Origin of the sequence: Streptosporangium roseum DSM 43021 (assembly GCF_000024865.1) — a bacterium.
GTDB lineage: Bacteria > Actinomycetota > Actinomycetes > Streptosporangiales > Streptosporangiaceae > Streptosporangium > Streptosporangium roseum.
The window spans coordinates 1962509-1976384 of the sequence record NC_013595.1 but is presented as its reverse complement, the minus strand read 5'-3'; the positions used below and the strand labels follow the sequence as shown (position 1 = coordinate 1976384).

Here is a 13876-nt window from a genome sequence, read left to right as displayed (position 1 = left end):
AGGCCGGGGACGGGGAGGCGAGCGGTGTCCACAACGCCGGCGAGACAGGGCACACCCCGAAAGACCTGGGCGGGAAAGCGAGCTGCGTCCACAACCCCGGTGGACAGGGGCTGCCGAAGGTCGGTGCGGGGAAGGCCGAAGGTCGGTGCGGGGAAGGCCGAAGGTCGGTGCGGGGAAGGCCGAAGGTCGGTGCGGGGAAGGCCGAAGGTCGGTGCGGGGAAGGCCGAAGGTCGGTGCGGGGAAGAAGACGATGTCCACAACGCCGGGTCGCCTGTCCACAGAATGCCACTCGGCGTGCTCCGGCCCCCTGGAGATCTCCCATCCTCGGGGACGTGAACTCCCTGCGGCCCTTCGGGCTCCGGGCCTTGTCGCCCGCTCCACTGCCCGTCCTGACAGCCGTCCTGCTGCTGACCGCCGTACCGGGGGGCGCGGGCGCCCAGAGCACGATCGACCTGATCGGCCGACGCACGGCATCCGAGCCCCCGCCCCACCGGCACACGACACCCGCCCACAGGCACCCGGCCCCCGAGCCCCCGGCCCACCGGCACACGGCATCCGAGCCCCGGGCCCGCTGGGAATGGCCGCTCGCCGGGCGGCCCCACGTGCTCCGTGGCTTCGCGCCCCCGGCACAGCCCTGGCTGGCCGGGCATCGAGGGATCGACCTCGCCGCCCGGCCCGGCACGGAGGTCCGCGCGGCCGGAGCCGGAACGGTGGGGTACGCGGGGCCGCTCGCGGAGCGGGGTGTGGTGACCATCCTCCATGCCGACGGCCTGCGGACGACCTACCTGCCCGTCCAGCCGTCGGTACGGCACGGCCAGACGGTGGTCCGGGGCGAGGCGATCGGTGTCGTCCAGGACGTTCCCGGGCACTGCCCTGCCGCCTGCCTGCACTGGGGCCTGCTCCGCGACCGTCTGTACCTCGACCCGTTGCTTCTGCTGGGCCGGGGTCAGGTCCGGCTGCTCCCCGTCTGGCCCGCGCACCGCGAACACGCCGGCCGCTTGTGAGAGGAAGGATCACCGGAGGCCGCTGACGGTTCCGCTCTCCATCAGGCCCACCCCGGGGACGGGCCCCACCCGCAGATCACCAGCCAGGAGCCCACCGGAGGAACGAGCCCTGCCACCGGTAACCCGTCAAAGGATCCACCGGAGGAATGGACCCCGCCTGCCGGTTACCCGGCAGGGGGTCCGTCAGGGCGTAGGCGCCAGCCGCGGGGGGCGCGCTCGACGTATCCGGCGGCGGCCAGGGCGCCGAGGCAGGACAGCACGGTGTCCAGGTCGACGCCCGCTGCCACCGCTATCGTCGCCGGGCCCGTCCCGGTCCGGGCGGGCACGGCCTCGAGAACCCTGCGGATCTCGGGACTCAACCGGTCACGCGGGAGCACCGGGCCGCGTGGTTCGGGGGCCAGGTCGCCGCCCATCGCACCGACGAGCTCGATCATCTCCTCGGGAGTGGTCACGCAGATGGCCCTCCCCTGCCGGATCAACCGATGGCACCCCGCGGAGGTCTCCGAGGTCACCGGCCCCGGCACGGCGGCCAGATGGCGGTTCAGCGAGACCGCGTGTCCCGCGGTGTTGAGCGCCCCGCTGCGCACCGCCGCCTCGATCACCACGGTGCCCCGCGACAGCGCGGCGATGAGCCGGTTGCGGATCAGGAAACGCGGCCGGGTCGGGGTGGCGCCCATCGGACACTCGCTCACCAGCACTCCCTGGGATCGCACGGCCGCGAACAGCGAATGGTGCGCGCTGGGATAGGCGACGTCGGCGCCACAGGCCAGCACCGCGACGGTCGGCGTCTCCCCCGCGAGGGCGCCGCGGTGGACCGCCCCGTCGATGCCGTAGGCGCCGCCCGAGATCACGACCCAGCCCCGCTCGCCCAGCCCGGCTCCGAACTCCGCCGCGACATGCGTGCCGTACGGCGTGGCGGCCCGGGAGCCGACGACCGCGACGGAGCGCAGGCAGGAGAAGCGCAGGTCGGCCTCACCGTGGAGCCACAAGGCGTGGGGACGGGACTCGCCGAGGTCGTCCAGCTGGGTCGGCCACTCGGAGTCGCCGGGGACCACCAGCCGCGCCCCACGGCGCTCCCCCTCGTCGAGGTCGCGGACGGGGTCGGCCGTCTCCAGCCGGGCCGCCCAGGAGGCGAACATCCGCCCGAGCCTGGCCGTGAGCCGCTCGTCCCGCGAGCCGGCCGACTCCCGGCGGGGGGAGTCGGCGAACCACCGGGCGAGCTCCGGCTCCGGCCGTCCCTCGCGGATGCGCGCGACGGCCGCCTGCGGGCCGTGAGCGGCGACGAGCCTGCCCATCATGGCGTCGCCGGGCTCGGCCACCCGCATCAACGTGACCCGCGCGAGCCGGTCGCTCACCGCTCCTCCCCCAGCCACAGCCCGAGTGCGGCGTTGGTCTCCTCGACCCCGGGCCTGTCCTTGCCGCCGAGGTCGGCCAGCGTCCAGGCCACCCTGAGCACCCGGTCCAGCCCGCGGGCACTGAGCTGACCGCTGTCGAGGCAGCGGAGCAGGGGTGCCATCGCCTTCGGCGGCGGACGGTATTCGGCGTGGAGGGCACGGGTGGGCATCTCCGCGTTGGACCGCCACGGCCTGCCCGCGAACCGCCTGGCGGCATGCCCGCGGGCGATGAGCACCCGGTCGGCCACCACCCGGCTCGGCTCGATGAACCGGCGGTCGGCGAGAAGCTCGCGCCGGGTCGACCGGTACAGAGTGACCTTGACGTCGATCCGGTCGAGCAGCGGGCCGGAGAGCCTGGCCAGGTAGCGGCGGCGGACCGCGGGGGTGCACCGGCACGGGTCCTCGGGGCTGGAGGGCTGCGCGCACGGGCACTGGTTGGCGGCCAGCACCAGCATGAACCTGGCGGGGAACGTGACCGAGCCCAGCGCCCTGGAGACCGTCACCCGGCCCGACTCGATCGGCTGCCTGAGCGAGTCGAGAACGGTCGTCGGATATTCGGGGGCCTCGTCCAGGAACAGGACGCCCCGATGGGCGAGCGACACCGCCCCCGGGCGGATCGCCCCGCTGCCCCCGCCGATGACGGCCGGGACGGTCGCGGTGTGGTGGGGTGCCACGAACGGCGGACGGGTCAGCAGCGGCCGGTCGACGGGCAGCACCCCGGCGACGGAGTGGATGGCGGTGACTTCGAGCGCCTCATCCCGCTCCAGGGGCGGGAGCAGGGTGGGCAGCCGCTCGGCGAGCATCGTCTTGCCGGTGCCCGGCTGGCCCAGCATCCAGAAGTTGTGGCCTCCGGCGGCGCAGACCTCCAGCGCGCGGCGGGCGAAGGGCTGACCGGCCACGTCACCGAGGTCGGGGACGAGCTCGGCGGAATCGGCCGGAGCGAGCAGCCGTGCGCCGCCCGGTCCGCCGACGGGCTCGGGCGCCTCGGCGGGCGGGAGGAGCTCGGCCAGGGGCAGGTTGACCGGGTCGTCGCTGCGCAGCCAGCTCACCAGCTCGCCCAGCGTGAGGGCGGGGATGACGGTCACGTCCGGCACGAGAGCGGCCTCGGCGGCGTTGCGCGCGGGGACCACGACGGTGTCGGCACCGGCTCCGGCCGCCGCCAGCACGGCCGGGAGCACGCCCCGTACCGGTCTCAGCGAGCCGTCGAGGCCGAGCTCGCCCAGGAAGAACGGCTGGGCGACCTTGGCGCGGGGAACGACCCCGGCCGCCGCGAGCAGGGCCACAGCGATCGCCAGTGCGAAAGTCAACTTATGGCATACTTCGATCCATGGCCCCCCAGGACGCTCCCACGTACGCCATCGTCTACGTGCGCATTTCCCGAGATAAGGAAGGTGCCGGCCTCGGCATCGACCGGCAGCGCGAGGACTGCGAAGCCCTCGCCGAGCGGCTCGGCTTTCGCGTCATCGCCGTCTACGACGACAACGACATCAGCGCGTACTCCGGCAAGGCTCGCCCCGGCTACCGGCAACTCCTCGCCGACCTCGAAGCCGGCCGCGCAACCGCCGTCCTGGCCTGGCACACTGACCGCCTTCACCGCTCCCCCGTCGAGCTGGAGGAGTACATCACCGTGTGCGAGCCGCGCGGGATCGTCACGCACACGGTGAAAGCTGGCCCGATCGACCTCGCCACCCCCTCCGGTCGGATGATCGCCCGGCAGCTCGGCGCCGTCGCACGCTTCGAGTCCGAGCACAAGTCCGACCGGGCCCGGCGCAAGCGCGACCAGATGGCCCAGGCCGGACAGTGGAAGGGCGGGCGGCGCCCCTTCGGCTACGAGGACAACGGCGTCACAGTCCGACCAGACGAAGCCGCCGAGGTGAAGCAGGCGAGCGAGAGTCTCCTGTCCGGGATGAGCATGCACGCGATCGTGCGGGACTGGAACGCGCGAGGAGTGAAGACGACGACCGGGGCCACCTGGTCAACGAGGAGCGTGCGCAACGTCCTGACCCGGCCACGTAACGCCGGGATCATGGAGCACCGCGGCGAGGAGCTCGGCCCCGCCGAGTGGCCAGCCATCGTCGACGAGATGACATGGCGATCCCTGTGCGCCCTGCTGGCCGACCCTAATCGGCGCACAAGCCCCGGTTCCGAACGGCGATGGTTGCTGTCAGGCATTGCCGAGTGCGGCATCTGCGAGGTTGGAGGAGTGCTCACCTATCTGAGGGCGGGGACCGCAGGGAAGAACACGGGTGAAGATCGGAAGACCGCCCCGGCCTATCGGTGCCGCCTCGACGATGCAGCCAAGCACGTGGTACGAAACGCGATCCACCTGGACAAGTACGTATCCGCCGTTGCCGTGGAAAGACTTTCGCAGCCAGGTGCCGCCGCGGAGCTCACCATACGTAACGACGGCGGCGCCGCCCGGGAGCGGGCGATCGAGCGGGAGGCACTCCGAATCCATGAGCAGGAGGCCGGCGAGATGTTCGCCGCCCGGGAGATGACGCGCGCCCAGCTCGCCACGACAAACCGGGAGATCGCCGCCCGGCGCGCGGAACTCGACTTGGCCGACGCTGCCGCAGCCCGAGTGACAGCTCTGGCCCCGTTCGCCAGCGGGGCCGACGCATCGCAAGTCTGGGAGGACTTGACGTTGGATCAGCGTCGCGCGGTTATCTCCCAGGTCATGCGCGTGGTTGTGCTTCCGGCAGGGAAAGGGCGGCCGAAGGGCTGGACTCCGGAGTACGGCAAGGAGTGGGGCTACTTTGATCCCGAGGCCGTCCGAATTGGCTGGAAGGGATAAGAAAACCCTCTCGACTTGGAGCATCGTGGCATATGGCGGTACACCATTATTCATTATGCGCCGAGAACGGGATTTGCCTCTTCTCTAATTGTCATTTAGTATAAATCCTATCCCCGTTAAACGGGCATCAAGGCAGCTCAGACGCACAGAAGCTCAGGAACAAAGCAGCTCCGGAACTCAGGAACAAAGCAGCTCAGGCGCACAGGAACTCAGGCACAGAGCACCATCCCCCTCGCCATTCCTGTTTCTGGAGGAGCCATCTCATGGCCCGGAAATTCTCCGGTCCGCGACTTCGTGCAGCGCGGACCGCAGCCAAGCTCAGTCGTGCAAAACTCGCCATCGGCGTCGGGCGCACCGCCCAGAGCATCTACCTGTACGAGCGTGAGAGCGTCACGCCTCCTGTGAACGTGCTCGCCCAGATCGCCGACTTCCTCGACTGCCGCTTCGACGACCTCCTCGTCGAGGAGGTGGCCTCGAATGTCGCTTGATATGGATGCCCACATCAAGGCACTCGTAGCCCAGGCACCGCCCTTCACCCCCACGCAAGTCGCGCGACTTCAGGTGATCCTCTGGGGCCCCCAGGTCACCCCCCTACCCGTCGAAGCCGCCACCCCCGACGTCCGCGCTGATGTCGCCGCCTGAAACGGCGAAGGCCGGCCCCGTCGCCACAACGGAAACCGGCCAGCACATCGCCACCAACGCCCGCACTCACGACCAAGAGAGATGCGGATGATCCGTCAGCCCAACCACCACGAAAGGCCTGAGGAATGACCTCGATACTAGACGTTCCCGCCCAGCCGGGCAGCACCGACCGCGCAGAATCCTCGGCCGAAGTCGCGCAGATCGCCCCCGACCTGGAGGAGCTCGCGCAGCTCGCGACCGCGCTCAAGCAGCTCGGCCACGTCATCACGCCTGACCCCGACTGGCCCAACCAGTGGACCAGCCCCTGCCCTCTCTGTATCGCCCAGGGCAACCCGGACGGAACCATGGGTATCTTCCCGTGGCAGGGCATCGAGCACGCTGGCAGCGTGGCCTTCTGGTGTAACCAGCACGCCATGCACGCGATCGGCACCGCGCTGGGCTTGAAGACCCGGCTTATGGGTGGGGTTGACCTCGGTCGCGTCGAGGTGAAGCAGATCCTTCGCGCTCTGAGCGAGCGCGGTCTTGCCTACAGCTTCCGCCCCGACTCCCGTAACTCCACCTATGACACCTTCCACGTCGCCCAGTGCCCCCTGTGCATCAAGGAACGCCGCCTCGCGCAAGACCTGGAGATCTACGTCGACAACCTCCTCGAAGGAGACAATGACACCTTCGGGCACGTCTTCGTCGACTGCGACGTCCGAGAGCACAGCGCATCCATCCTCGCCGAGCTGAACGTCATCACCCGGCGATCTCTCGGCCAGGACTACGGCGCCGTCGGCTGGGACGACGAGGGTGACCAGGGCGAGGATTGGCTGATTGAGTCGATCGTCGAGCGCGGCCAGTCCGCTCTCATCTACGGCCCGACTGGTGCGAAGAAGAGCCTCTTCTCACAGGAGCAGGCATTCCGGCTCGCCAAGCAGGGGCACCGGGTGCTCTACCTCGACCACGAGAACCAACCGGCCGAGGTCAACAAGCGCCGCCGCGCCATGGAGTACCCGGCCGCGGCCCTGTCCACCTTGAAGTACCTCAGCTTCCCGCCCGTCTCCGCACTGGACACTCCCGAGGGTGCCGCGCAGCTGCACGCCTTGGTCAAGGCGGTCCGGCCTGATGTGATCTTCCTCGACACCTGGTCGAAGTTTCTCAACGGCGACGAGGCGTCCCCTTCGACGCACACTGCGGTCTACAACCTGGCCATCATCCCTCTGCGCAGCCAGGGCATCACCGTGATCGCCCTCGACCACTCCGGCAAGGATCTCGGCCGCGGCCCCCGGGGCGGGTCCAGCAAGAAAGACAACGTCGACGTGATGTGGCTGCAGACCGTCAAGAGCGACGGCCGGATCAGACTGGAGCGAAAGAAGACCCGCACCGGCCGGGGGCCCGATCTCATCGAGCTGGAGTGCCTCACGGGACCTCTCCGGCATGAGCGGATTGAGCAGCGCCGCGGCGATGTCCTGCCCCCCGATGTGCGGGCCTGTGTCGCCAAGCTCGACGAGCTCGAAGTACCGCCCGGCTGGGGCAGGGACAAGGCTTCTCCGGTCCTTCGGGCGAACGGGTTCAGGATCCGCAATGAGGCGTTGGCCTCGGCAATGCGGGTGCGCCGAGAGCGCGGAAATGCCCCCGCTGACACCCTCGACCTGTCCGGGACAGGTGGGGACAGGTTCGAGGGCGAGTGACGTGGATCTGTCCGGGACAGGCGGGAGGCTGATTCCTATTTCCCTAGGTCAGCCCTCTATTTACCTGTCCCGGACAGATCGGGGACAGGCAGGGGACAGCGCCGCAGGACAAACGCGTCCACCTGTCCCCCCCTCCCCCTCTATGGGAGGGGGACAGGGTGGGCGAGCCCTCGCCCGGGACGGCAGCGATTCACAGGCTCGCGCCCGTCAGATTCGTCAGGGCGCCTTGCGTGCGCCCCTCAGGCGATCCGCAGAAACGATGCGTGCGCAAGGCCGTGGGCCGGATCCCTGCCAAGGGAGCGGCTACTCCGCACCTCGACCGGTCCACCCCCCAAAAAGACGACCGCCGCGCGTGGGCCCGGTACAGCCGTGCCGCGCGCGCGAGGACACCGGTACAACCCAGGAAGGGAGCATGATGCCCGCACCGCTCGATGACGCCAAGCGCGCCGAGCGCGCCGAGATCCTTGCCGACCGGTTCAACCGGTCGGTCCCCGCGCGCGCGATCGCGCATGCGCCCGCGTTAGACGACCAAGGTGTGTGCGGACACTTCTTCGACCGGTCCAAGCCGGATGACGTCGAGCGGGAGCGCCTGGCCGCCACGCTCGGCGCGCTGCTCCGTTCGATGCGGGCCGAGCGCGCCCTGTCGACGCGGGTCCTGGCCGTCCGCTCGACGGTGGCTCGCTCGACCATCACCCGGCTGGAGCGTGGGGAGCGCCGGCCTCGCCCGGCCGTACTCGCGGCGATCGCCTACGGCCTCGACCACACCAACCCGGGCCCGCTCGCCGAGCTGCTCCAGGCCGCGGCCGGGGAGTCGCTGCGACCGGACACCCCGCAGGGCGTACGGCGCCGCTCCAGGCGACTCGGTCGGGCTCAGCGTGAGGTGAAGGCGCTTCGGGATGAGGTCGAGCGAGAGGCGGGCCGGGCGCGCGCCGCGTCGACGCGGCTCGCGATCGCCGGGGCGCGCGCCTTCCCCATCCCCCCGCGAGGCGACCTCACCCGGGCCCAGCTCGACCGCCTCGAAGCTGAGCTTGTCCGTACCGAGGCGATCGTGAACGAGTCGCAGCGCCTTGACCGACACACCGAGAACCTGTTGAGCACGCTGGCTTGGCCGTACCACCCCCTATGGAAGGAACACCTTGAGCGCCACCTCGAAGCCTGACATCGCCGAGATGCGGAAGACCCTGCGCGAGTTCCGGAAGGTCGAGCGGGATCGGAAGCTCGCCCGAGGGAAGGCGAAGCCGCGGACACGCCGGGAGTGGGAGATCTGGGAGGCAGGCGTCAAGAAGCGGCTCGGCACGGGTGATGACGATGCGTGATCCACCTCAGCCCGATTGATGCATAAGCGTCATTATGCATCACTTCAAAACACGCTGACCTGCACAGATACAAAAGCGCCCATCGAGCACCGCCTCCGTGTCCGCTCTTGTCCGTTTATGCAGCCTCATGCAGCCCGTCATGCAGTGACCGGACGTGATATCTCCCCCCCTTTCCCTGACCTCGACCCCGAAGGACTCCCCCATGAAGATCACCGCCCCGAACCCGACCTACAGCGGCCGGATCGGCGACGTCCAGTTCCGGAACGGCGTCGCCTCGACCGACAACCCCGCCGTCATCTCCTACTGCCGGGGCGCCGGCTACACCATCGACGACGAGGTGGTCGAGCAGCCGGCCGGGGCCGCCCCGGTCGACTCCCGTGACGTCGAGTGCATCCAGCTCGGCACGCCGCTCCGGGACGCGGCCGTCGATCCGCACCCGGGCGACTTCAAGGCGCCGACCAACGCGGGCGCCGCGGACCCGCACAGTCCGCACGTCGTCTCGGCCCGCCCCGGGTGGCCGCCGATCATCCCGGCCCCGCTGCCTGCGTCGGTCTGACCCCGGACGGCCCCTCGTGAAGTCCCCCGCAGCAGTGGCCGGCGACTTCCGCACGCTGCTGCGGGAGGACGGCTCAGTCCTCATCCCGGGCGACGTCGCCCCTGACGTCCTGCGGTCCCTCATCCGCGACCTGACGGCCCGTATCCGCCTCGACGGCGGCCACCCCTCCCCCTCTGTGCATCGCGTCCTCTACGCCCTGCATGCGGCCTCTGAGCAGCGTGAGCGGAGCGGTTCCGCACGCGGAAGCGAGATCGGCGAGCCCGGCACGATCGAGGTAACCAGCGCGGCCATGGCCGAGCGCATGGGGTGCTCGACGCGGCACGTCCGCAGCCTGTGTTCCTCCGGAAGGCTGCGGGCGCGCCGCGCCGGTCGCGACTGGTTGATCACGATCAAGCGAGAGGAAGAGCCCGTGAACCTGACCGACGCCATCAGCAAGAAGATGACCGCCCAGGACGCCCCGTCGGCCGAGCGGCGCAAGGAGCTGGAGGGCTACGCCCAGCTCGCCAAGGAGAACCCCGCGCTGTTCGCCGAGCTGCCCGAGGACGAGCGCCGGGCCACAGCCATCTTCGCCGCCTCCCAGCTCGTCCAGGACGCGACCGAGCAGGACGCCGGCGGTCAGGAGTGAGCGCCGACCACGCCGACGTCCAGGCCGCGGAGACCGAAGCCGCCGAGGCCGCCGAGCTGCTGGCCGCCCTGGAAGAGCGCGTGCTCGACGGCGACGCCACCGTCACGCATGCCCAGCTCGCCGAACACCGCGACCTCCTGAACTTCGCGCAGATGCGCGCACAGGCCGCGCGGCGCAAGGCCGACAAGGAACAGGCCGCCGCACGCCGCACCGAGTATGAGGCGCTGGCCGCCGAGGTGGCCGCCCTCGACGGGCAGGCCGCCCCGGTGCGCGCCGCCTACGCCGAGGCGCTGGCCGCGCTCGGCCGCCTCGTCGACGTCGAAGCGGAGCTCTCCGACCGCGTGCGCGCCGCTCACGCGCGCACTGCCCAGGCCCGCACGGTGGCCGAGGAGCACGGAGAGGTTGAGCTGCTGAGGTCAACGGGTGTGCTCGGCGCCGATGGCGGCCCCGCCGGCCGATCGGTGCACTACCGCCAACCGGACGGCGCCCGGCAGACGTGGACTCTTCTACCGCCCGGCGAGGTGGCCGCGCTCGCCCTGCGACGCAGCATCGAAGAAGCAACCGCACGCCGCGGTGAGCGGGTCCCCCCGGCTTCCTGGCCGAACACGATCGAGGAACGCACCGGGCGGGCCGCGGAACGTCTGCTGCCCGACCTGGTCGACACGGGACGACGGGACGCCTGACCGTGCCCCATCAGCCGCTCAGCGCAGCCGGCCGGGCCGACGCCCTCGCCGCCGCGGTTGGCCTCATCACCGCTCGGCGCGCCGGCCTTCCCTCCGGCGAGCTCGGCCGCCAAGTCCTCGCCGCCATGACCGATCTGCAGGCCCGGCACCCCGGGCAGGCCGCGCAGACGCTCGCGTGGCTGATCGGGCAGCTCGCCGCCCAGGCCGCGCACGCCTGCGACGAGTGGGACAAGGCCGCCGGCGGCACCCCGGCCGCGGAGTGGCTGACCAACGTGGGCGCCCACGCGGCGCAGAGACGGGAGTAACCCCATGGCCTTGACCGTCGGCGAACTCGTCGCCTACGCCACCGTTGACGACTCCGGGTTCGACCGGGGGGTCAGCGGCATCGAGAGCGCCATGAGGACCCTTCAGTCCACCTCGACCGCCTCCATGGCGTCCCTGGACGCTGTGGTCGACAAGGCCATGAAGGACGTCGCCACCTCGATCGGCGACGGCTTCGACCCCACCGAGGTACTCGCCGACATCGACCGCATGGTGTCCGGCTTTGCGGCCGACCTAGACCGGATGGAGGCCGAAGCAGGCGCGGGTGCGCAGGGCGTCGTCAACGAGCTGCGCACCACCCTGGACGACGTCGAGAACGTCGCCCGTCAGGCCGGGCGCGACGGCGGGCAAGGGCTCGTCGAAGGTCTGCGCGAGGAGCTGCGCGACGCCGAACGGATCGCCCGGCAGGCCGGAGACGACGCCGGGCGGGAGTTCGGCGACGGCACCGAGCAGACCGGCCGCGGCCGAATGGGCGGAATCGCCGACGGCTTCATGTCATCGCTGAAGGCCGCCCCGTGGCTCGCGGCCGGCGCCGCGATCGGCGCCGTGCTCATGGACGGCTTCATGTCCGCGCTGGACGCCGAGGAAGCCAAGCAGAAGCTCTACGCGCAGATCGGCGCCACCGAAGCGGAGATGGGCACGCTGGGCCGCGTCGCGGGCAAGGTGTACGCGGACGGCTACGGCGAGGGCCTGGGGGACGTCACCAACGCCCTGAAGTCGGTGATTCAGAACATCGACGGCATCCGGACCGCCTCTGACGAGAGCATCGCCGCCGTCACGAAGAACACCATGAACCTGGCCTCCCTTATGGAGGAGGACGTCTCCCGGGTCACCGCGGCCGTGACTTCCATGCTGCGCACCGGGGTTGCGAAGACCTCAGAGGAAGCCTTCGACATCCTCGCCAAGGGCACGCAGATCGGCCTGAACAAGTCGGAAGACCTCCTCGACACGTTCGAGGAGTACTCGACGAAGTTCCGCGACATCGGTGTCAACGGGAAGATGGCGCTCGGCTTGGTTCAGCAGATGCTCCAGGGTGGCGCCCGGGATGCTGATGTTGCCGGCGACGCGCTGAAGGAGTTCGCGCTCAGCACGGCCAACGGCACCGACGCGGCCCGCAACTCCTTCGAGCTGCTCGGCTTCGACGCCGACAAGATGTTCGGCATCTTCTCCCGGGGCGGCCCTGAGGCGAGCGCCGCTTTCGACAAGGTCATGGAGCGAATCCAGGAGTTCAAGGGCACCACGCGAGAGGCCGAGGTCACCGTCGGCCTCTTCGGCACGAAGGCCGAAGACCTCGGCGACGCCTTGTTCGCCATGGATCCGTCGACGGCGATCGCTGGTCTCGGCAACCTGGACGGCACCGCGAAGAAGGCCGGCGACACCCTGCACGACACGGCCACCAACAAGATCGAAACCTGGAAGCGGGGGCTTCAGACCGGCGTCGTCGACTTCCTCGGCGGGACTGTGCTCCCGGCCCTGGAGAACGCCGCTGAAGGCTTCGAGCTGAGCGGCGCCCTCGGCAAGGTTCAGGAGTGGGCGGGCCAGCTCGGCGCCATCTGGGACTCCGTCGTCGCCGACGTCCAGGAGTGGGTGTCGGCGAATCAGGAGACCATCGACGGGTGGACGGCCAAATTCCAAGAGGGATTCGGCTCCATCTCCGAAATCGTCGACACCGCTCTGACTTGGATCAAGGAGCTGTGGAACGAATATGGCGACACGATCATCACCAGCGTCACCTTCCTCGTCGACACGTTCCTCAACATCTGGAACGGGTTCTGGGGCACCGTCTCCGGCCTCGTTAAGATCTTCAAGGGGATTCTCACAGGCGACTTTGACTCCCTGAAGGAGGGCATAGGAGAGGTCTGGAACAGCCTGTGGGGACTGGTCGAAGACACCATTACCACCGCCCTGAACACGATCTCCAACCTCGCAGGCACCACTTGGGAGCAGCTCAAGAGCGACGCGTCGGCCGCGTGGGAGAAGCTGGTCTCGGCGATCACGTCGAAGGTGTCTGAGCTGGTCGCGGACGTGCAGAAGCTCCCCGGAAAGATCAAGGACGTTTTCGCGGACGTCGGCACCTGGCTGCTTCAAGCCGGACGAGATCTGATCGACGGAATGATCAACGGCGTCAAGGCCAAAGCACAGGAGCTCGTCAATCAGGTCAGGGGCCTCGCCGACACCGTGGTCCAGGCCGTCAAGGGCGCACTCGACTCCCACTCCCCCAGCCGGGTGTTCCACCAGATCGGCGAGGACACCGTGCAGGGCTGGATCGACGGCGTGATGGCCGGCGAGGGGCGCGCGGTCAAGGCCGTGCAGGGTGTGATTGGCAAGGCCATCTCCGCGGCGAACGACGCCATCGGTGGCCCTATGGCCAGCATGGATGCGGGAGTCCGCGCCATCCTCGCGAAGAAAAAGGGCCCCGCGGTCGAGCAGAAGATCGGCATCAACGGTGTCGCTACCGGAACCGCGGGTGTCGCCATGGGCGGAGGCGGCGGGTTCGGCGCTGCTCAGGCGCAGGGCGGCGTGACCGTCCACATGCACAACACCGTGATCCGCGAAGAGGCCGACGTCCACAAGATCGGCGCCCAGTTCGGGTTCGAATACTCCCTCCGCGGCGCCGTCTAACCCCATCGACATGAGAGGCGGTTTCGCCATGCCCTTGCAGGGCTCCACGCCTGCGGACCTGGTCGGGCCCGCCCATGTAGACGAGATGCGCGACGCACCTGGTAGCGCTTCGAGGCTATGAGAGATGGCACGCACCGGCGCGACATGCAACCGTAAGTAGTCATTCCATGTCATTTCGTTGATAATCGGAAATATCGCACAGGTGTTCGCGCTTACGTTCGGCAATGCAGTCATCGCCGAACGCAA

14 protein-coding genes are annotated in these 13876 nt (G+C 69.7%); 12 read left to right on the top strand and 2 right to left on the bottom strand.

The window, feature by feature from the left end:
* Positions 1-332: 332 nt before the first annotated feature.
* Positions 333-1004, top strand: coding sequence for a murein hydrolase activator EnvC family protein (locus tag SROS_RS08965; protein WP_012888592.1), 672 nt, complete (start codon positions 333-335; stop codon positions 1002-1004).
* A 164-nt stretch (positions 1005-1168) separates the two neighbouring features.
* On the opposite strand, the gene dprA is transcribed toward SROS_RS08965, so the two are convergent.
* Positions 1169-2359, bottom strand: a complete 1191-nt coding sequence (gene dprA / locus SROS_RS08960; RefSeq protein ID WP_012888591.1) for a DNA-processing protein DprA — start codon at positions 2357-2359, stop codon at positions 1169-1171.
* Positions 2356-3705, bottom strand: a complete 1350-nt coding sequence (locus tag SROS_RS08955; protein WP_052316900.1) for a YifB family Mg chelatase-like AAA ATPase — start codon at positions 3703-3705, stop codon at positions 2356-2358. Before SROS_RS08955 ends, dprA begins: the two co-directional genes overlap by 4 nt.
* A 20-nt stretch (positions 3706-3725) precedes the next feature.
* Here SROS_RS08955 and SROS_RS08950 point away from each other — a divergent pair, with 20 nt between their 5' ends.
* From SROS_RS08950 to SROS_RS45800, 11 genes are all read left to right on the top strand, one after another.
* Positions 3726-5192 carry a recombinase family protein gene (locus tag SROS_RS08950; RefSeq protein ID WP_012888590.1) on the top strand — a complete coding sequence of 489 codons (1467 nt, stop codon included), beginning with the start codon at positions 3726-3728 and terminating at the stop codon, positions 5190-5192.
* A gap of 263 nt (positions 5193-5455) precedes the next feature.
* On the top strand, positions 5456-5680 hold the full coding sequence (locus SROS_RS08945; RefSeq protein ID WP_012888589.1) for a helix-turn-helix domain-containing protein: 225 nt from the start codon (positions 5456-5458) through the stop codon (positions 5678-5680).
* The gene (locus SROS_RS50840) at positions 5670-5834 is read left to right on the top strand and encodes a hypothetical protein (protein WP_012888588.1); all 165 of its coding nucleotides are present in this window, start codon (positions 5670-5672) and stop codon (positions 5832-5834) included. The genes SROS_RS08945 and SROS_RS50840 overlap by 11 nt, the downstream gene beginning before the upstream one ends.
* A 125-nt stretch (positions 5835-5959) precedes the next feature.
* A complete protein-coding gene (locus SROS_RS08940) occupies positions 5960-7507 on the top strand; it encodes an AAA family ATPase (protein WP_012888587.1) in 1548 nt (515 codons plus the stop codon).
* Between the two features lie 412 nt (positions 7508-7919).
* Complete coding sequence (locus tag SROS_RS50835; protein ID WP_012888586.1) at positions 7920-8666, top strand: helix-turn-helix domain-containing protein; 747 nt, start codon at positions 7920-7922, stop codon at positions 8664-8666.
* Entirely contained in the window at positions 8644-8823 is a 180-nt protein-coding gene (locus SROS_RS08930; protein WP_012888585.1) for a hypothetical protein, read from the top strand. The genes SROS_RS50835 and SROS_RS08930 overlap by 23 nt, the downstream gene beginning before the upstream one ends.
* A gap of 202 nt (positions 8824-9025) precedes the next feature.
* Positions 9026-9379, top strand: a complete 354-nt coding sequence (locus SROS_RS08925) for a hypothetical protein (protein ID WP_012888584.1) — start codon at positions 9026-9028, stop codon at positions 9377-9379.
* Between the two features lie 16 nt (positions 9380-9395).
* Positions 9396-10004 (top strand): hypothetical protein, encoded by a 609-nt coding sequence (locus SROS_RS45805; RefSeq protein WP_012888583.1) that lies wholly within the window; start codon positions 9396-9398, stop codon positions 10002-10004.
* The gene (locus SROS_RS08915; RefSeq protein ID WP_012888582.1) at positions 10001-10687 is read left to right on the top strand and encodes a hypothetical protein; all 687 of its coding nucleotides are present in this window, start codon (positions 10001-10003) and stop codon (positions 10685-10687) included. The genes SROS_RS45805 and SROS_RS08915 overlap by 4 nt, the downstream gene beginning before the upstream one ends.
* Positions 10688-10689: 2 nt before the next feature.
* Positions 10690-10992, top strand: coding sequence for a hypothetical protein (locus SROS_RS08910; RefSeq protein ID WP_012888581.1), 303 nt, complete (start codon positions 10690-10692; stop codon positions 10990-10992).
* Positions 10993-11116: 124 nt separating this feature from the next.
* Positions 11117-13630, top strand: coding sequence for a phage tail tape measure protein (locus SROS_RS45800; protein ID WP_148268996.1), 2514 nt, complete (start codon positions 11117-11119; stop codon positions 13628-13630).
* Positions 13631-13876 lie beyond the last annotated feature (246 nt).